15 protein-coding genes are annotated in these 23,690 nt (G+C 51.2%); 5 read left to right on the top strand and 10 right to left on the bottom strand.

The window, feature by feature from the left end:
* Positions 1-72: 72 nt before the first annotated feature.
* Both Pla144_RS12040 and Pla144_RS12035 read right to left on the bottom strand, forming a co-directional pair.
* Positions 73-897 carry a PEP-CTERM sorting domain-containing protein gene (locus Pla144_RS12040; protein ID WP_146450915.1) on the bottom strand — a complete coding sequence of 275 codons (825 nt, stop codon included), beginning with the start codon at positions 895-897 and terminating at the stop codon, positions 73-75.
* A gap of 662 nt (positions 898-1,559) precedes the next feature.
* Complete coding sequence (locus Pla144_RS12035) at positions 1,560-2,723, bottom strand: AraC family transcriptional regulator (RefSeq protein WP_146450914.1); 1,164 nt, start codon at positions 2,721-2,723, stop codon at positions 1,560-1,562.
* 202 nt (positions 2,724-2,925) lie between these two features.
* Between Pla144_RS12035 and Pla144_RS12030 the strand changes: the two genes are divergently transcribed.
* Both Pla144_RS12030 and Pla144_RS12025 read left to right on the top strand, forming a co-directional pair.
* The gene (locus tag Pla144_RS12030; protein ID WP_261342324.1) at positions 2,926-3,996 is read left to right on the top strand and encodes a DUF1559 domain-containing protein; all 1,071 of its coding nucleotides are present in this window, start codon (positions 2,926-2,928) and stop codon (positions 3,994-3,996) included.
* A gap of 97 nt (positions 3,997-4,093) precedes the next feature.
* Positions 4,094-4,723: a hypothetical protein gene (locus tag Pla144_RS12025; RefSeq protein WP_146450912.1), complete on the top strand. Its 630-nt coding sequence runs from the start codon at positions 4,094-4,096 to the stop codon at positions 4,721-4,723.
* Positions 4,724-4,837: 114 nt separating this feature from the next.
* Here the strand turns inward: Pla144_RS12025 and Pla144_RS12020 are convergent, their stop codons facing one another.
* From Pla144_RS12020 to Pla144_RS12005, 4 genes are all read right to left on the bottom strand, one after another.
* A complete protein-coding gene (locus Pla144_RS12020; protein WP_146450911.1) occupies positions 4,838-6,442 on the bottom strand; it encodes a glycoside hydrolase family 28 protein in 1,605 nt (534 codons plus the stop codon).
* A 446-nt stretch (positions 6,443-6,888) separates the two neighbouring features.
* Positions 6,889-8,073: a pectinesterase family protein gene (locus tag Pla144_RS12015; RefSeq protein WP_146450910.1), complete on the bottom strand. Its 1,185-nt coding sequence runs from the start codon at positions 8,071-8,073 to the stop codon at positions 6,889-6,891.
* A 34-nt stretch (positions 8,074-8,107) separates the two neighbouring features.
* A complete protein-coding gene (locus Pla144_RS12010; protein WP_146450909.1) occupies positions 8,108-10,441 on the bottom strand; it encodes a hypothetical protein in 2,334 nt (777 codons plus the stop codon).
* A gap of 251 nt (positions 10,442-10,692) precedes the next feature.
* Entirely contained in the window at positions 10,693-14,952 is a 4,260-nt protein-coding gene (locus Pla144_RS12005; protein ID WP_197530618.1) for a lamin tail domain-containing protein, read from the bottom strand.
* A 481-nt stretch (positions 14,953-15,433) separates the two neighbouring features.
* Here Pla144_RS12005 and Pla144_RS12000 point away from each other — a divergent pair, with 481 nt between their 5' ends.
* Genes Pla144_RS12000 through Pla144_RS11990 form a run of 3 tightly spaced genes read left to right on the top strand, consistent with a single transcriptional unit; the run spans position 15,434 to position 17,923 of the window.
* The gene (locus Pla144_RS12000; protein ID WP_231936320.1) at positions 15,434-16,165 is read left to right on the top strand and encodes an alkaline phosphatase family protein; all 732 of its coding nucleotides are present in this window, start codon (positions 15,434-15,436) and stop codon (positions 16,163-16,165) included.
* Positions 16,107-16,847 carry a hypothetical protein gene (locus Pla144_RS11995; protein ID WP_146450906.1) on the top strand — a complete coding sequence of 247 codons (741 nt, stop codon included), beginning with the start codon at positions 16,107-16,109 and terminating at the stop codon, positions 16,845-16,847. Before Pla144_RS12000 ends, Pla144_RS11995 begins: the two co-directional genes overlap by 59 nt.
* Positions 16,844-17,923 carry a DUF1559 family PulG-like putative transporter gene (locus tag Pla144_RS11990; protein WP_197530658.1) on the top strand — a complete coding sequence of 360 codons (1,080 nt, stop codon included), beginning with the start codon at positions 16,844-16,846 and terminating at the stop codon, positions 17,921-17,923. Before Pla144_RS11995 ends, Pla144_RS11990 begins: the two co-directional genes overlap by 4 nt.
* A 142-nt stretch (positions 17,924-18,065) precedes the next feature.
* On the opposite strand, the gene Pla144_RS11985 is transcribed toward Pla144_RS11990, so the two are convergent.
* The 4 genes from Pla144_RS11985 to Pla144_RS11970 form a co-directional block, all read right to left on the bottom strand.
* Positions 18,066-19,061, bottom strand: a complete 996-nt coding sequence (locus tag Pla144_RS11985; RefSeq protein WP_197530616.1) for a DUF1559 domain-containing protein — start codon at positions 19,059-19,061, stop codon at positions 18,066-18,068.
* 112 nt (positions 19,062-19,173) lie between these two features.
* Complete coding sequence (locus tag Pla144_RS11980; RefSeq protein WP_197530615.1) at positions 19,174-19,872, bottom strand: DUF4956 domain-containing protein; 699 nt, start codon at positions 19,870-19,872, stop codon at positions 19,174-19,176.
* A 7-nt stretch (positions 19,873-19,879) separates the two neighbouring features.
* Complete coding sequence (locus Pla144_RS11975; protein ID WP_146450903.1) at positions 19,880-20,653, bottom strand: polyphosphate polymerase domain-containing protein; 774 nt, start codon at positions 20,651-20,653, stop codon at positions 19,880-19,882.
* Positions 20,654-20,798: 145 nt separating this feature from the next.
* Entirely contained in the window at positions 20,799-23,423 is a 2,625-nt protein-coding gene (locus Pla144_RS11970; RefSeq protein WP_146450902.1) for a hypothetical protein, read from the bottom strand.
* Positions 23,424-23,690 lie beyond the last annotated feature (267 nt).

Raw genomic sequence — 23,690 nt, 5'->3', positions numbered from 1 at the left:
ATAATTCAGGAAAACCCCTTTGTGGAAAGTCCACAAAGGGGTAGTTCCTAATCTTTACCTTACAAAGGGCTTCTAGCCTCTGTTCCTACGACGGATCAACAAGCCAACTACGCTCAACCCGGCGAGGGCAAGTGTGGTTGGCTCTGGCACACATCGAACCGCAAAGCCATCGATTCTGCCTCGATCACTTGTGCCTCCTGTGGATCGCAGGTTCGGATCGCGGAAGCCCACAATGACCTCCCCGGCGCCGTTGGCTACTTGGGTGCCGTCTAGAAGGATCCGGAAGCGAGTGTCACCATCTTTCACCCCAGGGGTACCATAGGCATCGGCGGTGGAGTGTGCAAGCCAGTCGGCCGTTCCCGCAAGTATAGCAGCGTCAATCACGGGCGTGTCGATTGGCGTACTCCATGTCGCACCCAAATCAAGACTGGTGGAGACGGTATCTTTTGTCCCCCCCTGAATCGACCACATACCGACTTGGTATTCTTTGCCTGGTTGCAAGCCACCGATTCGCGTGTAGCCGTCAGGGCTCCCGTTCGGAGAGTAATCACTTCGATAGAAGTAGAGGTTTCCGTTATACGCGCGATCGGAGCCTCCACCCGGATTACCAACCACATCAAGCCAACGGAACCCGGGGCCAAAGGTTGCAGTGTCCCCGTCTGTGGCATAGGCATTGATATTGGTCGTACCAGCCGCGTCAGCAAACGTGTTGTTCACAGCGTTGGGGCCGAGCGGCGTAGGAACAAAAATATTGTTAATTGGGTCTGAGGCAGAGTAATGTTCATAGACCGAGACATCGGTGTAATTGGTAAACGTGTCAAAAAGACCCGCTTGGGTTGATACGGAACTCACAACGAGAGCACCGATTGCGAAGGCTAAGATAATTGCTTTCTTCATTAGATCTTTCTCCAAATCAAGGTGTGTGAGACTGGCCAGTTACGAAGTTGCCAGCCAAAAAAGTACTCAAAAAAGTGATAAGCAAGTATTTGAAATAAGCACCCCTCCCAAGGTTGAACGTTAGCGCTGAAGTACTCTCAAGAAGCAAATACCAACGACTCGAAATAATTAATGAAAAGTTAGTGGCGATAAGATTGCTAATAGCCGCACTTTTCGACGTTGCCCAAAATGCAATGTCTTCTCGCCACCTGATCTTGCAATAAGCTCAAGTGACATAACCCATCCTAACCACCAAGGACTTTCCGTAAATCAGGAGTTTTTGCAATATAGTTCCTATTTAACGCAGTGCGTCCAAAGGCCCAATTTAGGCAATGCGATATTGCGAACATCGCTCTCTCAACAAGCAAAAAAACAATAACTATAGAACTGCATAGGTACCGATGAAAAGCATGGTGGCTTCAAACAAGCAGCTAAGCGGACAATTAAATGCCCCTGGTCCGATTGTAACCGGGGAGTGCAATTCCAACTAACAAATCGATGGATTTTGCGGAAATCCTGACTCCCGAATGAGGCAATTGCAGCCGGAAAGAGAAATCAGAATTCGATTTCGAGATGGACGACCAGAATTCCCTCGAGGCAAGAGAATATGCCTTTGCTTAGCTTCACGATGACTTAGACACGCGCCGGTACTCGCGAGGGCTCATGCCAAAGTCCTGCTGGAACGTCATTGCAAGTTGCTTTGCCGACGAAAAACCACTGCTCTGGGCAATCTTATAGATCTTCGTTTTTGGCTCTTCGACTAGAAGGCGTTTTGCACGAGCCAGTCGTTGGCGGCGCAAGTATTGATAGGGAGTTTCACCTAATGCATCACGAAAGGCATATTCTAGCCATCGACGAGAGACACTAGCCTGCCGGGTGATATCGTCGATCGAGAATAACGGTTGATGCAAATGTTCGTGCATGTACTCAAGTGCATCGCGCAGACGAGAATCTGATACGGCAAAGGTTCTGGTGGAGTCTCTCTCAACGATTTCCAGTGGGGGAATAGGAAGGAGTTCGCCCTGTACTTCCAAGCCTTGCATCAGATGGTCTAGGATCTCTGCAGAGCGGTATCCTTGCAGAAAATTGTTTCGTGCCACACTGGTTAAAGTAGGCCTGACATGACCGCAAACCAAGTCTTCGTTTCCTGTTCCTAAGATGGCCACCTCTTCGGGGACGCGTAGCCCTGAATTAAGACAGGCGTCTAGAACTTGTCGGGCTCGATAGTCGGAAACGGCGAACAGACCGAGTGGCTTGGGCAATTCATCCAGCCATTTTGCCAGTTCGTGATTCTGCGTAATCCAATCACCGGTCTGATGGAAATAAGTGGGATGTGACAAAAACTCTTGAGAGTGGAAATCGACGGAATTGAGTTTCTCCTCGAAGCCTGCTTGTCGTTGTCGAGAATATTCAACGTCCTTGAGACCACAGTAGGCAAACGAGCGAAACCCCTTACTGATTAGGTGATCGGCAGCAAGGACTCCCATCGCATGGTTGTCGATGATACAACTCGTAACGGGCAAGTGCGGCAAAGCGCTCGAGATATTGACAACTGGGACCTTCGAAGCTTTAGCACAAGCGGCTTCTTCCTCGGTGTTGATGGCTGCGAGAATACCATCGCCCGGCCAATTAACCAGGTCGAGGATACTCATCCCATGCGACTCCAAGGCAGTGATGTAACACCAGCTGAGCTGCTTTTCGCTGACATAGCTGAGTACGCCTTCGATCAAAAGTTCAAGGTGCCCGCCACGCGGGAAAGCCAGAGCGATGTCTTGAGGTTGGGTCATTGAGAAAAGCCGCTTTTAGAATGGGAATAGCTTTGATTAAAACTACAAAAGATGATAAGATTCAAGGTTGGATTGCGTCTTTTGGATTCATTATTGCAAAAACAGACACTGGGGTGCAATCCGCTTGTCTTGTACGATGATTGAGAGGCGGTTGCAAGAGCCTTTTCAAAAATGTTTTCTCTTTTCATTGGAGTGTATTCGCATGAGCATATTCTCACGTCGAGATTCGATTCGTGTGTATCGAGGTTTTACATTGGTCGAACTACTGGTGGTGATTGCCATCATCGGAGTTTTGGTAGCGTTGTTGCTGCCCGCGATCCAAGCGGCACGTGAAGCGGCACGGAACTCTCAGTGTAAGAACAGTCTCCGGCAGATTGCCATCGGCATGTTGAACTATGAGAGCACCCATAAGGAGTTTCCATCCGGTGGTTGGGGGTTCAAATGGATGGGGGTGCCCGATCGCGGCGTGGGACCTGGCCAGCCTGGGGGATGGCTCTACCAGGTCGCTCCACTACTAGAACAAGGCAACGTTACCCTGCTTGGGGCAGGACTCAAAGGAAGCGCACTTAAGGCTGCATTGGCCCAGCAACGGGCGGTCGTTGTTCCCCTGTTCTATTGTCCGAGCCGAAGGGCAGCCGTCGCATTGCCTGCAATCGAACCATCCGTCAATTCGGACTTGCCGGATGTGGATGCAAAGACCGACTATGCTGCCAACGGGGGGCCAGCGAGCGTGGAAACACAACCCGGTCCTCTCGCAAACGCAGATTTTAACGACTGCTATGAAGGCTATCCTGACTGCGGTTCGGTAACTGGCGATTGGACCTCTCAGGCAACAATCGACAATACTTTTAGGGGAATTGTAACCCTTCGGACCGGTGCAAAGTTAAGGCAAGTTACCGATGGTACAGCGAATACGATTATGGCCGGTGAGAAATGGCAAGCTCCTAAATTCTACAATACTACGACTCTTTTAGATCCAAGTAAAAAGGGAAGTGACAATCCTGGCGACAACAATTCTTGTTGGGAAGGCTATGACTGGGATACGGTGCGTTTTCCTAGTGGCAGCAGGGACCCCGTTACCGGAGATACATCGGGTGAATTACCACTCCGAGATTCAGACAACATAGGGAGTCACTGGAAGCCGATGGGGAGTGCTCACCCTAGTGCCTTGAATGTTGCCTACGTTGATGGATCCGTGCATGGAATTGTCTATGATATTGATGCACAGACTTGGGGCAATTTGTCGGCTCGAGACGATGGTAGAATCGAATAACTTCTTTTTGTTGTCGAAATACTGTGTTACCTAAACAGTTAGTTAGGCTTTATGTTTGTTGCAATGTGTCAAGACTCCTCACGCATTGGATTAACCCTTGTCAGCTTTGTGCAATAGATATCTATTGATTCTCCTACTGGTTGCTCCTTTGCTTTCATGTGGAGACACAGGAGCGATCAAGAAACCCGACATCGACCCCGAGGCTTCTTCAGCTAAAGCCTTTGAATTGTTCGACAAGAATTCAGATAATCTGCTTACAGACGAAGAACTCAAGCTCGCGCCTGGATTGGCTGAAGGTAAATCACGCGCTGATACTGATTCAAACGGGGCCCTATCTGCTGAAGAACTATCGACAAGAATCCAAACCTGGAATGAGTCGATAGAGAGACTCGTATGTCCGGAACTGGAGGTGCGATTTAATGGACGAATCGTACCAAATGCCATAGTTACTTTTGAGCCAGAGCCTTTCCTGACTGATTGGTTGGAAACAAAACAAACTAGAACAGACGATGTTGGGAGGTGCTCCCCGAAAATCTCTCGTGAGCTTCCCGGGATGAACATGGGATATTATCGAGTGAAAGTTTCTTTAGAAGTCGGTGGGAAAGAGAGGATACCCAAGGAATACAATGAACAATCTCAACTTGGAGTCGAATTCTGTACTGACCGGCCGATCGAAGAGAATTATCTTATCGAAATCGAACTTGGAAAAAGCAAGCGGCGGCGTTGAGCTTCGTAAAGCTGCCAATCGCTAGGTTTCTCAGACGACAAGTATCTCTGGCGAAATAGAGGACCGGTCCTTTGGCAGGCGAGACGACGGCAAACTGCAATGACAAATGGCTCTTCAGCGCAACTTTCGTACTTCGTCATTTTCTGTGCCATTGCTGGTCTCGATCTTGATTAGCTCAAAGCGGGGTTCACAATCGTCGAAGGTAATATCCTTCGTCCCTGTACCGCTGGCCTGCACGAGTAGGCGTGATTTAGGTGTCTTGAATTCTACCCGTTCGAAGCTCACTTGGTCCGCGTCAAGCAGCAGGATCTCAGGCTCTTTTGCTTGAAATTGCGAGTTCCTTATCTTGACTTTGGCAACGTCGGCAAGATTAATTAACCCGTTGCTCTGGATGTTGCATTGATCCAGTGTTACGTGAGAGGCTGGACTCTCCGGGATGCCCTTTATTTTAATAGCGTCACCTTCACAGCGACCACGGAACTGGCGCAAAGTAATATCGCGGTAAAAAGGAGTCAATTCCGTTAAGGGACGTTCAGGGAGCCGATTGGCAAGTTCCCCTACATACATAGGTGCCCCCAGCATGTCGAAGAAGATCGCATGTTTGGTCGCTGAGAACACAATTCGCTCAGCCAGGAAGTGTTCTCCACCTCCACCACGAGGGCGTCGCGTCTTGAGATAAACGGCATGGAGAACATTTTCGAAGAGACAGTCATGCACATGGATGTTTCGAATTTCCCCTGCGGTTTCGCTCCCACAAGTTATCCCGCCAAACCCTCCTAAGGCGTGGTTGTGACGCATGACGACGTTCTCAACCGCGCGACCAGTACGTAGGCCGTCTAGATTTCGACCTGCCTTCAGGGCAAAACAATCGTCCCCCGTCGAGACACTGCAATATTCGACCAACACGTTGCCGCTCGATTCGATGTTCACGCCATCGCCATTCACAACCCCGCGACTATCCACGGTCACACCGCGAATGATCACGTGATCGCAGTAAATAGGCACAATATTCCACATCGGTCCATTTCGCAGAGTTACTCCTTCAATAAGCACATTTTGGCAATCGATGAGAGTGATAAAATAGGGTCGAAAGTAATGTCGACCTTCGCGGCCATCAAGAATTCGTTCTTCGACGGGAAGGTCTTGGTTTACCATTTTATCAGAGAGCCCTGGGAGCGCTTCCCTTACTGGTCCCGCTGCGGGACCAACGAGAATTCCTTGTCCCGTAACTGCGATGTTTGTCTGTTGGTGGGCGTAGATCAAACCGCCGAGTCCCATGATTTCGAGACCTTCATAGCGGGAGAAAACTACGGGCAAATAGTCTTCAATGCGACTTGAAAAGTGGAGTTCTGCACCTTCGGCCAGATGTAAATTGACGCCAGTTTTCAGGATGATCCTGCCGCTGAGCCATTGGCCTGCAGGAACATTCACGGTGCCACCACCGGCCGCAGCAACTTGATCGATGCAATCTTGAATGACCTTTGTAACAAGTCCTTTCCGGCCGGGCTCGGCACCTTGTTGACTGATGTCAAGTGATCGCGGGTGAAAGTCATGGCGGGTGAGTTGGGGCATCTCAAACGGAGGATTGAGCCTGGCGATTTCACCTGGCATGGCGCCAGGTCCCACGGTTGCGGGCGTCGGCATTGGCATTTCCTGAGAGCCGACCAGGAAAATCTCACTAGCGATCATGGGCCATACAATGAAGACTATCCAGCTCATCAGAATATTCCCTTTTCAACTTGTCGCTTCACGCGTCCTGGATTGGGCGCTGCTTTGAAGAAAGTATGCATTCACCCTAGATTTCAGCAGGAGGATCGACCGATTTACAATGTCATCAATTGCTAAGATAAAAGGGTCTAACACGTAGGCTTCGCATCAATAGTGACCCCACACAGAATAGAAACTCGGCTGGAGGCTCTGGGATTGGCGCCCGGCTTGATGTCGATAACGTACCGCGTCGTGTTCCCATTCGGGAAAGAGTCGACTGCGGCCTGAAAGGACGCGAACTGGCCTCTTTGCTCAGGATTGCCGACGACGAGGTGTACATCCGCGAACAAAGACGGACTGCACAAGAACAGCAAGTGGAGGCTTGCAAGTATGGCTTGGAGGGAACGCATTGAAGAAGTTCGCACTTATCCATTTGAAGAATTCTAAAGGATAATCAATCACCTGCAACGCCAGAGCGAGCTGCTCGAACTGAGCAAGGCAATAATCAAGACACATGAAGCCGGCTCCGGCACGGCAAACGCATTGGTCAAGGCAGGCACGCCGTAATTGGCTTGCCAGTCGGCGAGGTTGCCAATGCCCGGATCTCGTTGCCACACTAGGAAATCTCGACCATCGCGGTCGCCGTCCCCGTCGAAGTCGGCGGAGGGATCGGGGAGGATCTCGGCAATAGGATTCCAACCATCGCTCCCGGCAAGCCAGACTTCCTTGCTGAATGCAGCGGCCTCCAGGTCAGTTAGCTGGTGAGACCAGTTAGCCCGGGCACTCACATCCAGCGGGTTCCCCGCCAGGTCCATACTGTTGTATTCAGCAAAGTAGGAGGTGAGATGGTTATTCCCCGACCAGGTTTGCCAACCGGCGGAGTTGATGATCGAACTCATTTTCGTATCGATAAAGATCGCTCGGGAGTAGGCCTGCCAAGGGCGCCCCAGATAAACGCTCCCATTGGGAGCTGAGCCCATGATCGTGGAATTCTTGAACACGTAGCCGTTGGTTTCGTTGGCCTGCTCGCGCCCTTGGGCGGTGAGATAGCCGGGCGCTTTCGCAAACAGTGTAGAGTTCTCGAAATAGGCTTGTCCCTTGCCGTAGATAAAGTCGACGCTTCCTTCGGCGTAGGAATCGAAAAAATAATGCCTTCCCGATTCGGAGCGGAGTGTATCCTGCCACCCGAGGAAGCGGCAATTGTTGAAGATCGAGCGATCACCCCGCGCGTAGATCGCCAGGGCCTGCCCCGCGTTTTGCCCGGCAGAGTTTTCGAAGGTAAGATTCTCGGCAACAAAGTCCTTGCCCCGGACCACGGTACTCGCGTGAACAGTGGACTCATTTGGCGGTGTGTTGGCAGTTTCGAAGTAAGTGAGCTTCGTGTCGTTGGGCGAGGCGCCCATGCCGCGTAAGGTCACCCTGTCGGGCACGACAAACACGCGCTCGGTATAGATGCCGGGCATAATATCGATGACGTATCGCTCAGCATTCGAAGCGGGAATTGTGCTGATTGCCGTCTGAACCGATGTGAACTGTCCTCCTTGTTCGGGTGTGCCCACGATCAGATGCACATCGGCCAGTAGTTGGCTACTGGCACAAAGCAAGAGAATCAAACTAGCAGGGGTTGTCGCAGGGGAACTCATGGCAAACCAAAAAGCATGGAGGAAAGAAGCTCATTCATGGACGGACAGGATTCAGTGCGATACCAGCACACAGCAACAGGAACAGCGTGAATGAACCCGGTTCGGGCACAGCCAAGCTTGCAGCGAGCGAGCCAATGCCGTAATTCGCCTGCCAATCCGCGAGGTTGCCCACGCTGGGTGTGCGTTGCCAGAAGAGGAAATCGGAACCATCGACATCGCCATCGTTATCGAAGTCGCCGGCAAGTCCTGCCACAACCTCCAGGCCGACGATTGTTTCTCCGTACACCAGTCGAAGGGCATTGCCACCAGTAAGTGTTGGCAGCTGGACGGAATCGAACTCATAGAAAATGCCACCAGAGGCGGTGACGAATTGAAAAAACTGCCCCAAGCTGGGCTGGAAGTCGTCAAGTAGCAAGACATCGAGACTCCCTCCGAGAGTGGCCATCCCATCGATAGTGAGTTGATCAAACTCTCCTGCGCCGGTGCCACCGAGTTCGATCTGCAGGCTGCCGCTGTTGATGGTGAGATCGCCCATGACATGTGTATTGCCGGGACTCTCGCCCGGGGCAATCGTGCCGCCGTTGTTCTCCAAATCGAAGCCGACTATTTCGGCACTGAGCGTGCCGCCGGTGAAATTGAACGTGCCTCCGGCGCCCTTCAGCAGCGCTTTGGTGGACAGCCTGCCGCCTGAGAGATTAACCTCCGCGACAGCGGTCGGGTTGTCTCCGATCATGGTGATGCCATCGCTCAGGCCGTGTGGTGCATCTTCGACTTTGATCCAGCCAGCAGTGATGTCAAGGGTGGCATTGTCACCCGGGTTGGTGGCCAGAAGCAAATTCCCCGCGTGCTGCCCCACGGCATCGACCGTCACAGTTCCTTGATTGATGACGGCGGTGTCGAAACGCGAGGGTTGCCACTGGATGTCCCAGTTCGTGATCTGGGCATAGCGGTTGTTCGTGCCCGCGGAAAAGGTGATCGCCCGCGGAGCCGGCCAAGCGGCGATGTCGTTCAAGTATTCCTCGAGGTTGAGGTATCCGTCGCTGTCGAAGTCGCCGTTGTGATCGTCCATGCCAGGATCCAAATCATGGGCCACTTCCCACTCATCGGGCATGCCATCGCCATCGGTATCAAAGCCTGCAGGGCGCGAGACCGCAGTGCGCTGAGCGAGAATCGTGTTCCACTCAGCGGCTTGCGTTGCACCACTTAGGTCATTGATGACCGAGCCTGTTTGATTTCGGACCGAGTTGACAATTCGCTCATCGATAGGATTTCGGTTTTGCCAGTTTGCTCCGCTGTAATCGAGTACTCTTTGCAGCGCCACATCCGCCGAGTCCGGTTCAGCGACACCATCAATCGCGAACTTGGAATGTGATTTCCAACTCCCTGCAAATGCACTTGATCCAACCGTCACGCCATCGCGTACCGTGTCGCGGTCGCTGTCGTATTTATTGCCACTCTGATAAATATTGGTCGTAAACAGAGGTGTACTCGCGTCTCCACCAGAGAAAATCGTGCTGCCGGCATTGTTTCCCCTGATGTAATAGTTGTTGATGAAATTCGTGTTGCTGGGCTGGTCCGTCCCCGAATAGCCAGCCTTGCTGTTGCTCCAGTTGTAAATGACATTGTTGGTAAAATCGAGGTTGGCGCCTATCGTCAGCGGATGCTGGGAACTCACTTCGCTACCAATTCGCGGCATGCGCGATGCATTGTGCGCATAGAGGTTGTGGTTGTAGGAGAGGTGCGTGTCGTCCACTTCAGTCGCGATAATAGACCCGTAAGAATGGCCTGCGGAGTTCAGCCCTTCGTTAATCTGGGCGTACTGGATTGTGGTCATCTCACCGGCATCGGTCGAAGAGATACCTTCGTCGGTGTACCAGGTTGCAGTAACATGATCCATGATCGAATTCTTCAACTGGAGATCGAACGCGTCGTGGGTGGTGCCATTGGCATTGGTATTTGGCCTGATGGTGATGTTGCGTAGGATGATGTTGTCTCCGGTCCACTTCGTGCCGGTACCCGCAATGGTGATGCCGGGTCCAGGTGCAGTCTGTCCTGCGATGGTGATATTGGCCTTTCCGTAGCGGAGCCTGTCGTTGGCCGTGAGGCCCTCCAGATAGATTGTGCCACCGACGTCAAACACAATCGTGCGGCCATTGGCCGGTGCATTATTGATCCCGTATTGCAAGGAACCGTCGACTGCGCCATTCTTGTCAGCATCAAGCGTGGTCACATGATAGACATCTCCACCGCGGCCACCGGTAGCGTTGGCACCCGGGCCCTGCGCGCCAGAGAACGCTGGAATCTGGGCAAACACATGGCCCATAGAAAAACAGAGAGCGATCAATGAAAAGATACTTACTGTTTTCATACCAGGATCCAGTCTGATAAATAGGCTCGTGGAAGAGGCAGGTGCCAAAAAGAGTGATTTGGACAGAGATGGCAAGTCCCAAAAAAACCCTCTCCTCGACTATTTTACCTGCAGAGTTGAAGGCAAGCCACGAACATATGTTGCAATAGTTAACTCAATTTTCGCAAGATCCGTAGGCGCATCTCACTTGGATGTCAGGTGCAAACCTTGGAGCCGATGCAATAGCGATACTTGTTCTAGAAACAAGAATATTACGCCAGTACGACCGCGCCTTCTGCAAGTAGAACGAGGATGTCTTCTGCTTTAAGATCGTCTTCGAGACCTTGATTTCCGAATGTAGATAGGGCTTCGTCTTGAGCGGACTGCTCAGTCCAAATAAACTGTTCAGGCGATTCGACAGCCGAATTCAGAAACAGAAGTTCTATAGGCTCATCCGCAAAAATAGCCTCGTTGGCATCCGCGTCCCTGATTCCTGGAGAATATATCAATCCAGCCAAGCCCATCAGCTGTGAGCCGGTAGACTCTGATTGAGGTGAAGTTGGCTCGCTTGCAATTGCCAGGCTACTAGTTGAGGCTAATGCGACGGGGATCGTCGAGCCATATTGGAGTTGCCAGATCGCAAGGTCTGCCCCGTTGACTTGACTGTCTCCATTGGCGTCGCCGGTGGAGTTGCTTATTCCAGAGGTTTTCCCGAAGTTGCGTTGCCAAATCAAGAAATCTGACCCGGAAACGAAAGTGTCGTTATTAAAGTCGGCATCTTCTACTACGGTACCGCTCACCCCCGGCGAACCGCCGTTCTGGGCGCTGGCTTTCCAGTTGGCAGGATTGTCGAACGGATCGGCGGGAGATCCAGCAAGCGGATCTTCAGTACCTGCAAGCGATCCGATGTATTCCAAGGAAGGACCACCACCATCGGGCGTGGTCGGCCAACCTGCCATGCTGTTGTCGCTGTAAGCAAAGGATTGGATCACAACGCCAAAGGCATCTTTAAGCGTTACCGTCTCGCCACTATTGCTCAAGCTACCAGAATAGGGATTCGCCTCAACGTTGGTCACCAATGGATATTGGCTCTGGAAGGCGGCCACATTCTGCGCAACCACGATTCGCTCGCCGGCAGCCAGTGTGCCACCGGCAAATGTGTAACCACCGGTAGAAAAATCGGCGAGTTGGACGCCGTTAAGATTGATGGTCGACGTGCCGATGTTCAGCAACTCGATATATTCCAATTCCCCCGATACAGCTGGATTGTACATTAACTCAACAATCCGTAGCGATAAGGGTTCTTCTTTGTTAAAGGTCTTGTCGACCTCGGCACTCCAGTCGTTCGCTGTACCTACTTGGGCCGTGTCGAGCACCCGCGCTCTTACACGAGTCGACTCAGTCAAGCTGATAGAACCGGTGTAGACGATAGCGGAAGAACTAATGGCACCACCCGCGATGCGAGGATCAGTTCCATCCAAGGTGTAGTAGATGGTGCCGCTGCCATTGGGGTTGGTCATCGAGAGATTGAACGACGTGGAGATTGTGCCACCGAATTGATTGAAATCTGGAGCATCCAGATTCACGAGCCAATCGGTCTTACCCACGCCTGACCCGCTGGTGTTGTTGAAAATATCGATAACCGTATCGGTGCGACTTTGGTAGGGGCCATTGGCGAAGAAGAAATGATCGGTCGTATAATTCACGTTGGTCAACCAGGTGTTCTCATTAACACTGGAAACTCGGTTGTCGCCCCAGCGTGCCGTTTCGGCATTCATGGCACCGGAGACTTCGTCGATTCGAGCCTGCCACACGCTCTGTGCGTTGGTTGGAGTCAACACACCATCATTTTGCATGAGTTCTTCGACTCGGTCGGAGAACCGCAGGCGGTACTCCTCACTTGCCATTAAGAAGTGATGAATGCCGGTAGGAGCATCTTGGTGATTGCCAAAATCATTGGCAACCGCGAGCGTGTGATCATAGTCCTGGGTGTAGTTGGCGTTCGCTGATGGTCCATTCTGATCGTTTGGAAACGCGTGCTCTTGATCCCATGAGTGGAAACGCCATTGGCCCTCAGGATCCACGCTATTGAACGAGGCATACCAGTTATTCTTGCCCCAGTCGTAATTGCCGGAGTAGTAGGTGACTATCATGTAGTCAATGAAAGAATCGATGTCGAGGATGTCTGCTACTTGCTGATACTGAGTAGAGTTCGACATGCCGTCGTCCACTTCGTTGAGCAGATTCTGATAGGCATTTTCCGCAGTGATTCCACCGTCGGCTTGAATAAACTTTGGGTGCGTTCCCCCATGGGTCTGGTTTACCCCATCAAAGCCTTTGACGACTAGGAAATCGTCTTTGTTGCCGCCATTGTATTCTTCTGCAAAAGAATCCGTGGGTTTTTCGTGGGCGTTGTAGACTCCCCAATACATCCCATTGATGTAGAGGTGGACCCATCGGCCATGAGGGGCTTGGCCGCCAGAAAGATTAGAGAGGTCGGCAACGACTTGGTCATGGATGAGAGTGGCGTATGGAGCTTGGTAGCTCGTGTTGTTCACAGCAAACGAATAATTGTACTGGGCATCGAGAACGAGGGAGTCGAACGAATTGGCGGCATTCTCTCCGTCGATGGCAGAATTGCCGAACAACGTATCGGATTGGAGTTTGGTATCGTAAGGCTGCATAAATTTGACCTCGAACGACAGTTTGTCGCTTCTCCAGCGAATGGCACTTGAGTGCCCTTGGATTTCTACCGCAGCATCGATCTGGAATTCTTCAGTCAGACCGTCGGTAAAATACTCGAGAGACGCGGCGCGTTCGTCGCTTTTGTCACGCCAACTTGTTGCCTGAGTGTAGATCCCATCGCCATCACCGGAAGTTCCATCTCCGAACAACTCCTCCCAATCCATCACCAACGACATGGTCGGTATTGACTTGAGATCGTTCTTCAGATTCTCCGCCCCTACGGCGTCAACAATACTTTGATTCATTTCCCAATCGGGACCAGCGTAGCCCCAAGAAGAACTCCCCGCAGGCGGAGCATTCTGCCCGAGTACATCGTCGAGGAAGATATAAGTTTGAGTATCCACGTTGGAAGAATAGAATCCCGTTTTAAAAGCTGCAGCTCTTACCGTCACAACACCCGCGTCTGCATAGCTGAGATTGCCCGGATCGATTGTGATTGGCACAGTATACGTTGTACCGTTGGCAAGGGTGGGCATGGAACCATCAGTGGTGTAACGGATGGTCGTTCCAGGCTCGACCGTGGAGATCGTTAATGGGAAAGAAGCGTCGTAAAAGCCCCGGTCGTGGGAAAAGTGCGTGTCTTCGATGATGCCTAGATAGCCTGCGCCGTTTTCCGTCCGAGGAGTTGGCGTGACCATAGATGTGACCGCGACGGCGCCAGTCGCGCGCTTAGCAGTAAGTTCGGCGTGTACTAGGAAGTCGCTAGCGTCGCTGGTGTGATTGGCCGCATAGATGGCCAACACGTTGTTGCCTTCCTCGATCGTGTCGAGCCAGGGAGTGAGATCGACTTCCGCTGGCGAGCCTGTAATCGTGGAATTGCTAAGATTCTGACGGGAATTCAATTCCCAGTCGTTACCAATCTTAAAATCGGTTGCCAGTCGTTCCCGCTGCACTTCCCTGCCATTGAGAAACAGGATGTAGCCGTTGTCTACTCTCAGGTCCAGACTCATCGAGGTGAGTTCGGCCTTGTTAGCTACCGTAAACGGCATGCGGACGTAGGCGCTGACCTCTTCCGAAAGGGAAACGGTACTGTCTTGCCACGGACTACCGTAGCCAAAACCAAGGCCATCGGTGGTGTTCGACCAACCGTCGCCGACCGCCACATAGTTGATCTCGGTCCAGTGGTCGTCGACACTCGCGTTAGGCCCCGTAAACGGTCGGAACTGGGCAGGCGAACCGTCTCCCGTCGCAGCTGTCCCGGCACTGAGCAGTGTTTGAGTCGTAGCCGAACCCACTCCAACGCCCAGCCCGTATGAAATGTCGGGGAATTGTAAAGGGTAAAGGTTGTATTGGTCCTCGATGGTTGCACCGTTGGCACGCACTAACGCCAGATAGCCTGGTTCTTGCGAGAGCTGGAAGTTTGTGTGCAATTCGCTCCCTACCAGGCCGACTTCACCATTGGAACCTGAAGCATAAACCAAAAGGATCTCGCCCGGATCGAGGGTCGTCAGCGACCCGGCTGCGGGGATCTGAAACTTTGTAAGATTGAGTGCGTTATCCGTGAGATACCATCCAGCGATGTTCTCTGCAACGACCCCCGTATTCTTCAGTTCGATCCAGTCGTGGCGATGGCCGGCTGTATCTCGATGGCCATCGTTATTCTCAGTCAAGAATTCGTCGATCACCACCGTTAGCGCAAGCCGTTCTTCCAATTGCTCGAAACCCAACGTCGTCGAAGAGGCGCTCTGGCGTGAAGAGTGTTTTGACCTTGATCGTCCTGAGATGCCAGATAACCAAGCGTTTGCTGACTTGTCTCTAGTTCGCCGGTTTTTGCGATTGTACTTCATATGATTTAGCACTCTCAGGATGTAGATTGACCGTTGGAAGCAGCGAAAGGGCAGTGAGCCGTCAAACTTGGACGGCAACAGAAAAGATGTGTTCCGTGAGTAGTTTCTTATAATCAATGAATTCATTGGCGGCAAGGAAATGCCAATCACTCTTTCTACTAAAAAGAAACTTCGGAGCTGACTTGCGTTAATTAGCCTCGCGCGTGCAAGATGTTGCCCAGATCGCTGCTTTAGAGACCGAATAAATAAACGACCGCTTACACCAAGCTAGGCAGATACGGGCACCCAACACAAAGTAAACGTGCGTTGAATCTTTTTTGTTGGCATAATGGCCTTAACGTTTTTATTTTCTACTCAATCGTACTAACTCGTGTTACCTAGTTTTAATGGATCTTTGCGATCCATGAGGCATGCCGTGCTTGGAATTCAGTCGACGATTCGAAGAGCTTTGATTGGATTGCTATTATGTCTCTCCATGATTATGTTGTCGCGCTCTGCTTCCGCAGTAATCCATGTCATACACATTAGTGTCGATGGATTGCGTGTAGATCTGCTCGAAGCGAACATCAATACTTCGCCTTTAGACCACCCCAAATTCAAACGGTTTGTTGATGAAGGGGCTACTACGTTCAATGCGCGCACCGACTATACCTACACCAATACTTTGCCAAACCACACTTCTATGCTTACCGGTCGGCCAGTCGAGCAGCCCGTCGGGGCTACTAACACAACACACCATGGTTACACTAGCGATGGGACTTTTTCGGATTCGTCAACTTTGCACGACTCAGGCAACCCGAATCTTCCGTATGTCTCTAGTATCTTTGACGTAGTACATGACAACGGACTATCGACTGCCCTATATGCCTCGAAAGACAAGTTTTCCCTTTACGTTCAAAGTTACAGTACGGCTACTGGTGCTCTAGACATCACGGGTCCTGATAATGGTCGTGATAAAATCGGCACCCACCTGATAACAGAGGAATTCGGAATAGTGGACAGTAATTTGGTGAGCTTAATGCACACCAATTATTTGAGCGATATGGCAGCGAATGAATACAACTATTCGTTCCTGCATTACGCTCTGCCAGATAGTATCGGGCACAGTGGGGGATGGGAATCAGAATCCTGGAATAGTTCGGTGGAGCTAATCGATGGCTATCTGGGTGATGTTTTTGATCTGGTCGAAGTCAATCCTATACGTAAGTCATGATACGATCATCATTCTTACTGCTGACCATGGTGGGACGGGAACTGGGCACGGGACTGCAACAACTCGTGCAAATTACACTATTCCTGTACTCGTATGGGGCTCAGGCGTAGCGCCAAGTGCTGACCTCTATGTATTGAATCCTAATTCTCGACTGAATCCTGGCACAGGGCGCCCTAGCTATACCGCCATTGGTCAGCCTATACGGAATGGCGACACCGGTAATTTGGCACTCCAACTTTTAGGGCTAGGACCAGTCGATGGTTCGACAATCAATGCAAGCCAAGACTTGCTAGTTGCCTCAGCTTTTTCCGCGGACTTTGACGCCAACCAAATGGTCGACATGAATGATCTGACTATTTGGAAAGCAGGATATGGTACGACTACCGGAGCCACACTTGCCAATGGTGATGCAACTCTGGATGGCAGCGTCGATGGAAAAGAATTTCTAATCTGGCAGCGTGAGTATGGTTCGAGTTTAGTGATCACGCTGACCGCAGTCCCAGAGCCGGATTGCGTATTTTTAGCTTCTTTAGGTTTTATTTGCATGCTACCACAATTCGTGCATGCGCGGTCAGCCGGATTGAGCAACTGTTTACTTCTCAGGAGCATCTATTTTAATATGATAACAGGTCTTATTCGATGCGTGGTGCACAGTTGGCAGTGGAAAGATCTCTGTCCATGACACGACTAAGAACAATAGCGACGAAGCAGCAGCGAGATTTTACACTAGTGGAACTGCTGGTCGTGATTGCAATCATTGGTATTTTGGTCGCACTCTTGCTACCGGCGATCCAGGCGGCTCGCGAGTCGGCACGCATTATGCGTTGCAAGAACAACCTTCGCCAAATTAGCATGGCAATGCTACATTATGAAACTGCACACAAGAGTTTCCCTGCTGGAGGCTGGAGTTCCGCTTGGATCGGTGATCCCAATGTTGGCACCGGTCCTAGGCAGCCGGGAGGATGGATCTACCAGTCACTCCCATATCTGGAGCAGCAGCCGGTTGCTAGTATCGGCCTGGGCCAGACAGGGGACGACTTGAGATCCTCGCTATCTGAGATAGGCAAGTCGGTGACACCAATGTTTCACTGCCCAAGTCGGCGGCCGGCCCGGTTTTATCCCGCCATGGATTTGGTAGCCTGGAATTTCAAAGCACTCCAGTTGGCTGCCAAGACTGACTACGCTGCCAACGGGGGAAATAATATCCATATAAATCGTGTTTCGTGGCCTTCTCCAGATTTTGAGTTTGTTACTTCGGATTGTTACGAGAAGTATCCCAACTGCAATTGGATGAACAAACAAGCCTGGATGGATAAATACTGGAATGGGATCGTCGGCGACCACAATGGCGTCCAAATGCGTCAGATTACCGACGGTACCTTCAGCACTTTTCTAACCGGCGAAAAATGGCTTTACGAATTGTATTACGATCTTGTGACTGTGGACGCCGCTGCCGATAACGCAGCGAACAAGATGGCCGCTGACAATCCGGGAGACGATGGCTCGATGTACACCGGCTACGATTTTGACAGCGTCCGCGTCTGTAACAACATTTCTCTGCCGAAACGTGACACTGAGTACGATCTTAAGAACGGGCAGCAGGATAAAAAGGGAGCCCTTTTCAAGGAGCGATTTTGCAGCGCTCATACGGCGGGGGTGAACCTTGCGAAATGCGATGGATCGGTAGATACTTGGAACTTTGACGTCGATCCCTTGGTCTGGTCAAGCTTTGGCGCAATTAATGACGGCGAGCTATGACAGCGATCAAGGTAGGTGGCACGAGTGCGTTCAGTCGAGTCACATTGCCTGACTGATAATCAGGAAATTTCGCAACCTCGCGACCGTTGCATAATTCACTTATACGCGCAAAAGATTTTGAGTCCGTCATTTCCTGGGACTCCTAGAAAGGAGATTCTGAAAACACTTCTTCACCATTGCGGGAACAAAGCGCGCGAATCAATTTTTTACTGATCGTGTCGGATAGGAAGTGAACTGAACCGTCACACATGGCGAATTGGGCGCCTCCAGGATGATCGGAGCGGATTCTTTCATTGTGCCAGGCCTGCGGGAGCTTTTCGTCGTTGATGCCGCTGTCTATGTGAGTGACGTTGTTACCAGAGGCCCAGGCTCCGTGGATCGCATCGACATTCCCCTTTTTCTCGTCAGCGCCACGCCCAGTACATTCTGTAAGCCAAGTGGTGTATGACAGACCATCGGTCACGTCCTTGGTTCGAATGGGAGGAGGATCGGTGAGTTTGTCGCTGTCGGGAAAACCTTTGGTTCCGATCAGGATGCCACGCTGCCGTCCATATTTCAAATTATTCGACGGATTCTTGGCATTCTTGTCGGGACCGGAGATGCCTAGATAGTCGAGACAAGCCAATCCCTCTCCCTGAATGGCACCCAGATTAAACAGGTGACCGGACTCCGAACGATGCGACTCAACAAGAGACGTGCTCGGACACAAGTAGAGACTTATGATCTGGCTAGTAGCTGGAAAATTACGTGGATCGGTTAGGGGGAATCGAAAGTCGATTAAGTCGGCGATCGCACGTTGCTCGATTTGTGGCAGTAGCACCGCCGACCAGGCAATAGCATAACTCCCAGGCTCCGATCGAGGTGCCGACCAACGCTGCCCCGCTGGAAATCTGGCATTTGTCGACTCGAAAGCGGCAAGACCGATACCGAGTTGCTTCAAGTTATTTGTGCAACGAGTCCGCCGCGAAGACTCCCGGGCCGCCTGAACGGCTGGGATCAATAGAGCAATGAGGACTCCGATAATTGCGATGACAGTGAGCAACTCCACTAAAGTAAAACCTTGTTGGGGCTGTAGGAGGCTGTTGTGCCCCTTTCTATCTTGCAGGCTGGCTAGAGATCGTTCCTCGCGGTCTGACAAGGAACTCTGCACGTGCACCCTACTAGTTCTTATTCGCGTCTGCATATAAACATTCTTGATCTAGATTTTGATTCATGCCAGCAATTTCGTAGCTCGTCACAAACTCTTTTTGTTATTCTCTTTGAGTCCTCATTGTAACTTCGATGCAGTCTTCCCGCGGCGGGGCTTGTTCATGGGGGTAGTAGAATAGGTCGATAGAAACCGTATCTCGCAAGAAGTTGATCTCTCCCAGTTCTAGGCGGCTCAACTTTAATCCCGTTCTCTCTTGAAGATCGGCCACCAAATCGGCGTGCTTCTCAGGTCGAATCAAATCCACTTTTTCGTAAAGAATCGTCTCCCGTACTTCTCGCTTGAAAAGAGAGATGTTCTCTAGCGCGGCGGACAGACCAATGATGCAAAGATTTGTGATAGCTAACTCGGCATAACTCATCTTCTTGTTCGCAAGCGAATTAATCACGCCCACCCCGATGACCATGAAGAGGTAAGTCATTTCTTTGATCGGGATAGTACTGGTGCGATACCTCAAAATCCCAAAGATGGCGAACAACCCTAAAGCCATTCCCAAACCTAGATCAAATTTCTTAAGTGTAAAGCATATGAAGAAGACCAACGTGTTGATCATGAAGAAGGTGAACAGGTAGTCTTTGCTATTGGTATTCTTGTAGTAAATGAATCGCACGATAATCATCACTACTACAAAATTAACCAAATACCGAAAGAGCAATTTGAATACATCGTCGTCAAAGATCGGGACCTCAAAGAGTTCCATACCCATTTCGCTTTCAGTCAACAACGTGATGTCTGTATTCATGTAGATTTCAGGCAATCTTGCAAATTGCAGTCAATTTAGATTTAAAGAGATTGTATTTCAAATGTGGCTTGAGGAGCACCGTGCCCAGGCAGTATTTACTGAGTCGCATTGGTCGAATGTGTAATCTGCGAAAGTATTCTCGCATGGGCGAGCGGAGATCGTCGAATTCCTGTTTAACTTCTGCGATAATAATATTCGGCATATCTCGCCGCTCGTCGCGATGCCTGAACTCCAGGCCGAGATCGAGTGTAACGCGTTCCGGTTGTTGGCGATTGACCAAAGTGATGCGGGAAAACGAACTTTGCAGTTGGGGAGTCAAGTCGAAACGGGAACCGGTAACCATTTCGATAAAGTCTTTCGATGAAGATGAAAGTGAGTCCTCAAAACCTGCAATTGGAATCCGCTGTTTCTTGGTGCGACCCTTGTTGTTTTTGGCTTTCACCTCTAGAAAACACGCACCTGAAGATTGGTACTGGCGAATTCTGATCTTGCGACGGTTCAGCTTACCATTGTGATGCTGCAGATAGCACTCGTAGTCTGGCGTATCAAAGTACAAAGTGTTGTAAGTTGAAAGGCGAACCGAGTCGACACTCAGCACACGGTAGTAAGTCCCCACAGATTCCAGCAATGTTTGTAGATGCCCGGCGCTCAGGACATACTTCGTATCAATCCGATTCATCAGCGCATGAGAATCCATCTCGCCGAGGCTGATCGGATCCAAGGCTAACAGGACGTCTGGGCTGGAGTCAGGTGTTGACGAGGGCAACGTCTCTCCGTTCATCTTCTTCGGGATTCTTTAAGTGGATCTATGTGGAGTCACTCCTGACTCCCGGTTGTTACTATTCTTGAAGCACCAATGGCTTCCATGCCAATTGAATTACATGTTACAGACCATAAACTATCCGTTTGTTTAGACGTGTAACGCGCTAACTTCGATTGAGGGTCAGAGCAACACACGAGGCTAAGAGTGAAATTAACACCAGCGAAGACGGCTCAGGTACTGCTAAAGCGCTAGTCGAAGCCGGCATGCCATAATTGGCTTGCCAGTCGGCGAGGTCGCCCACGCTGGGGTTCCGTTGCCAGACGAGGAAATCGGCTCCGTCGACGTCACCATCCTGGTCAAAATCGTCTTCAATCACTGCCAGGGTGTAAAGTGCTACGTCGTTGCCATCGCCGGCGTTGTAAGTGATAAATAAGTTCTGCCCGAAGTTGCCAACGAGCGAGCCTTCGCCGAGACCAGCGAATTCACCGGTGCGAGAGCCCGTGATGTCCAGGATATCGAAGATTGAGTCAGGTCCCAATGAAAACCCATTGATGAGCGAGACATCCAGCGCGCCGCCAAGCGTCGTCATGCCGTCGATTACGAGCTGGTCATATGCTCCAGAGCTCGTCCCTCCGATTTCGATTTGCAAGGAGCCACTGTTGATTGTCAGGTCCCCCATAACATGGGTGAATCCAGCACTCGCACCAGGTGAAATCACGCCGCCATCGTTAACCAGATCAAAGCCAACTGTTTCTGCGCTCAGGGTACCGCCGGTGAAGTCGAAGGTGCCACCGTCTCCTTTCAGCAATACCTTGGTGGTAAGCTTGCCGCCGGAGAGATTGAGCCTGGCGGTAGCTGCATTGTCGTCGCCGATCACCGTCATGCCATCGCTCATTCCATGAGGTGCATCTTCCACTTTGATCCAGCCGCTCGTAATGTTAAGCGTAGCGTTGTCTCCAGAATGGGTAGCCAGGAGAAGATTACCCGCGTGTTGTCCAACTGAATCAACTGTCACGGTACCATTGTCAATGATCGCCATGTCATAACTTGATGGCTGCCAAGGATGAACTGATCCAGGATCAGGATTGGCATCCCAATTGAGGATGTGGGCATATCGACCGTCTGTGTTCGCATTGTTGAAGACGATCGCATTAGGTGCTGGCCAGGCTGCGATGTCGTTGAGGTATTCTTCAAGATTTGTATATCCATCGTTGTCGAAATCGCCCGTATCATCGCGTGCATTCGGGTCGAGTCCGTGTTCCAACTCCCAGTAGGTTGGCATCCCGTCTCCTACACCGAAGCCAATGCTGGCTTCGGTGTCCCAATTGACAGCCCGATTGACTTGGGGAGAGTTCTTCAACGCTCGCCACTCCACTCCCTCATTAGGATCGTTGTTCCAAGGGTCGTCGGCCCAAGCCATGATCTTGCCAGTACCTGTGCGGGCCTCATTGATGATCCGCTCATCTGGTGTATCGATCACGTCATCGCGAGTCCACCAATTTGCTCCCACATAGTCAAGCACACGATCAAAGGCATCGCGCGCAGTGTCGGTTGTTCCAACATAAGTAGATACGCCACCGGACCAAAGGGGATTGGAGGCACCGCCTGAGACTGTCGTCCCGTCATCGGGATCATCGTCTCGGTTCGTGTCGAGTAGGTTGCCTTGGCGATATATCCTACTATTACCACTCACGACACTCGTACCACCGTTCACCGTCGTGATCCCTGTGTTTTGGCCTCCGATGGGATCATCGCCACCGTGGCCCGCAAGGTAAAAGTTGCCGACTAGGTTGGCGAGTGTTGGGCTGTTTATGGCACCAGCAGTTCCCATCCAGTTGTAGAAAACGTTGTTGCGAAAATCATAGTAGGCAGCGTTACCCCCGGTCTGAGGTACTCGTGATTTCTGGTGTGCGTAGAGGTTGTGATGGAAACTGATTGCGGCACCCGGGCCGGCCGTCAAAAGTGATCCAAGTGCGTGGCCCGTGAACCTGCCTGCACCTTCGGCATCCCACTGAGGGTAATTCTGGCCTTGAGAAATATTGCTGTATTGGACCGTGATGTCGAACGAATTTTCATTCATTGAGATCGTCTCGTCGGTAGCGTAGAGGGTGCTTACGTGATCGATCATCAGATTCGTCCCCGAGATGTCCATCGCATCGTAAACCGTGGCATCGGGGAAAATCCCAGGGCCGAGACTGCTCGGTTGCGGGGGGGGCTGTTGCGGAAATGGGTTGCCTGGTTTCCACCAATTCCGCATGCCATAGCCAGATGCAACAGTTATATTACGAATGATGTTATTATTCCCTTGAGGCTTGAGGCCTCCTCCCATAAAAATGACGCCTGCACCAGGAGCAGTCTGCCCGGCGAGCGTAACGTTAGAGCCTCCGATGGTGAGTCTCGATTGCGCATCCCAGCCATTGCCGTTGGCATCCCACTCTGGATAGGCCGAGAGTGGCCCACGTCCGAGGTCAAATACACCGCCCACATCGAAGACGATTGTTCGGGGTCCAGCAGGAAAGTTACTATTATTCAATCCGTAACGAATCGTGCCGAAATCGTTTTTTGCCGAATCGTCGAGTGCAGAATTCAGCTTTGTGACGTGATACACGATACCGCCTCGACCACCGACGGCATTTGCTGCTGCTCCGTCAGCTCCGGGGAAAGCCGGTAGCTGCGCCATCGCCAAGGGATACTGAGCCGAAAACAGGATGGATAAGACGAATTGAATCAGCGCAGGTATCGTGCCCGGACACAAGGGACTATTCACGGGTGATAGAGTCAATCTCATTGGATATAGAGGCTCTCAAGATAAGAATTCAATGGGAGATGTTTGCCAAAAAAAAGGTGTTCAGAATGCGGCTAGGTAGATTTGCACCTTAACTTAATGATAGACATCAAGTGGTTTGCGTTGAAGCGGACTGAACTGCAATAGATCACCAAAATCACGCAACTCGAAGTGCCGTATTCCGAGTAGGGTTTGGCAATGCCTTCTTGGATAGTCTTATTCCATTAGAAATTGCACAATCTGCTTTCCACGTAGATCTATTGCAATAAT

It is taken from the genome of Bythopirellula polymerisocia, assembly GCF_007860015.1.
GTDB classification, from domain to species: domain Bacteria; phylum Planctomycetota; class Planctomycetia; order Pirellulales; family Lacipirellulaceae; genus Bythopirellula; species Bythopirellula polymerisocia.
The sequence above is the reverse complement of the archived record's forward strand: the minus strand, read 5'-3'. Positions and strand labels throughout refer to the sequence as shown.

Excerpts from the sequence above, each read along its gene's own strand:
- Pla144_RS12000 (WP_231936320.1), top strand. The coding sequence starts at position 15,434 with ATGTTGTCGCGCTCTGCTTCCGCAGTAATCCATGTCATACACATTAGT.
- Pla144_RS11990 (WP_197530658.1), top strand. The coding sequence starts at position 16,844 with ATGACACGACTAAGAACAATAGCGACGAAGCAGCAGCGAGATTTTACA.
- Pla144_RS12020 (WP_146450911.1), bottom strand. The coding sequence starts at position 6,442 with ATGAGCTGGATAGTCTTCATTGTATGGCCCATGATCGCTAGTGAGATT.
- Pla144_RS12035 (WP_146450914.1), bottom strand. The coding sequence starts at position 2,723 with ATGACCCAACCTCAAGACATCGCTCTGGCTTTCCCGCGTGGCGGGCAC.
- Pla144_RS11975 (WP_146450903.1), bottom strand. The coding sequence starts at position 20,653 with ATGAACGGAGAGACGTTGCCCTCGTCAACACCTGACTCCAGCCCAGAC.
- Pla144_RS11995 (WP_146450906.1), top strand. The coding sequence starts at position 16,107 with ATGGCTATCTGGGTGATGTTTTTGATCTGGTCGAAGTCAATCCTATAC.
- Pla144_RS12040 (WP_146450915.1), bottom strand. The coding sequence starts at position 897 with ATGAAGAAAGCAATTATCTTAGCCTTCGCAATCGGTGCTCTCGTTGTG.
- Pla144_RS12030 (WP_261342324.1), top strand. The coding sequence starts at position 2,926 with ATGAGCATATTCTCACGTCGAGATTCGATTCGTGTGTATCGAGGTTTT.
- Pla144_RS12015 (WP_146450910.1), bottom strand. The coding sequence starts at position 8,073 with ATGAGTTCCCCTGCGACAACCCCTGCTAGTTTGATTCTCTTGCTTTGT.
- Pla144_RS11980 (WP_197530615.1), bottom strand. The coding sequence starts at position 19,872 with ATGAATACAGACATCACGTTGTTGACTGAAAGCGAAATGGGTATGGAA.
- Pla144_RS12005 (WP_197530618.1), bottom strand. The coding sequence starts at position 14,952 with ATGAAGTACAATCGCAAAAACCGGCGAACTAGAGACAAGTCAGCAAAC.
- Pla144_RS11970 (WP_146450902.1), bottom strand. The coding sequence starts at position 23,423 with ATGAGATTGACTCTATCACCCGTGAATAGTCCCTTGTGTCCGGGCACG.
- Pla144_RS12010 (WP_146450909.1), bottom strand. The coding sequence starts at position 10,441 with ATGAAAACAGTAAGTATCTTTTCATTGATCGCTCTCTGTTTTTCTATG.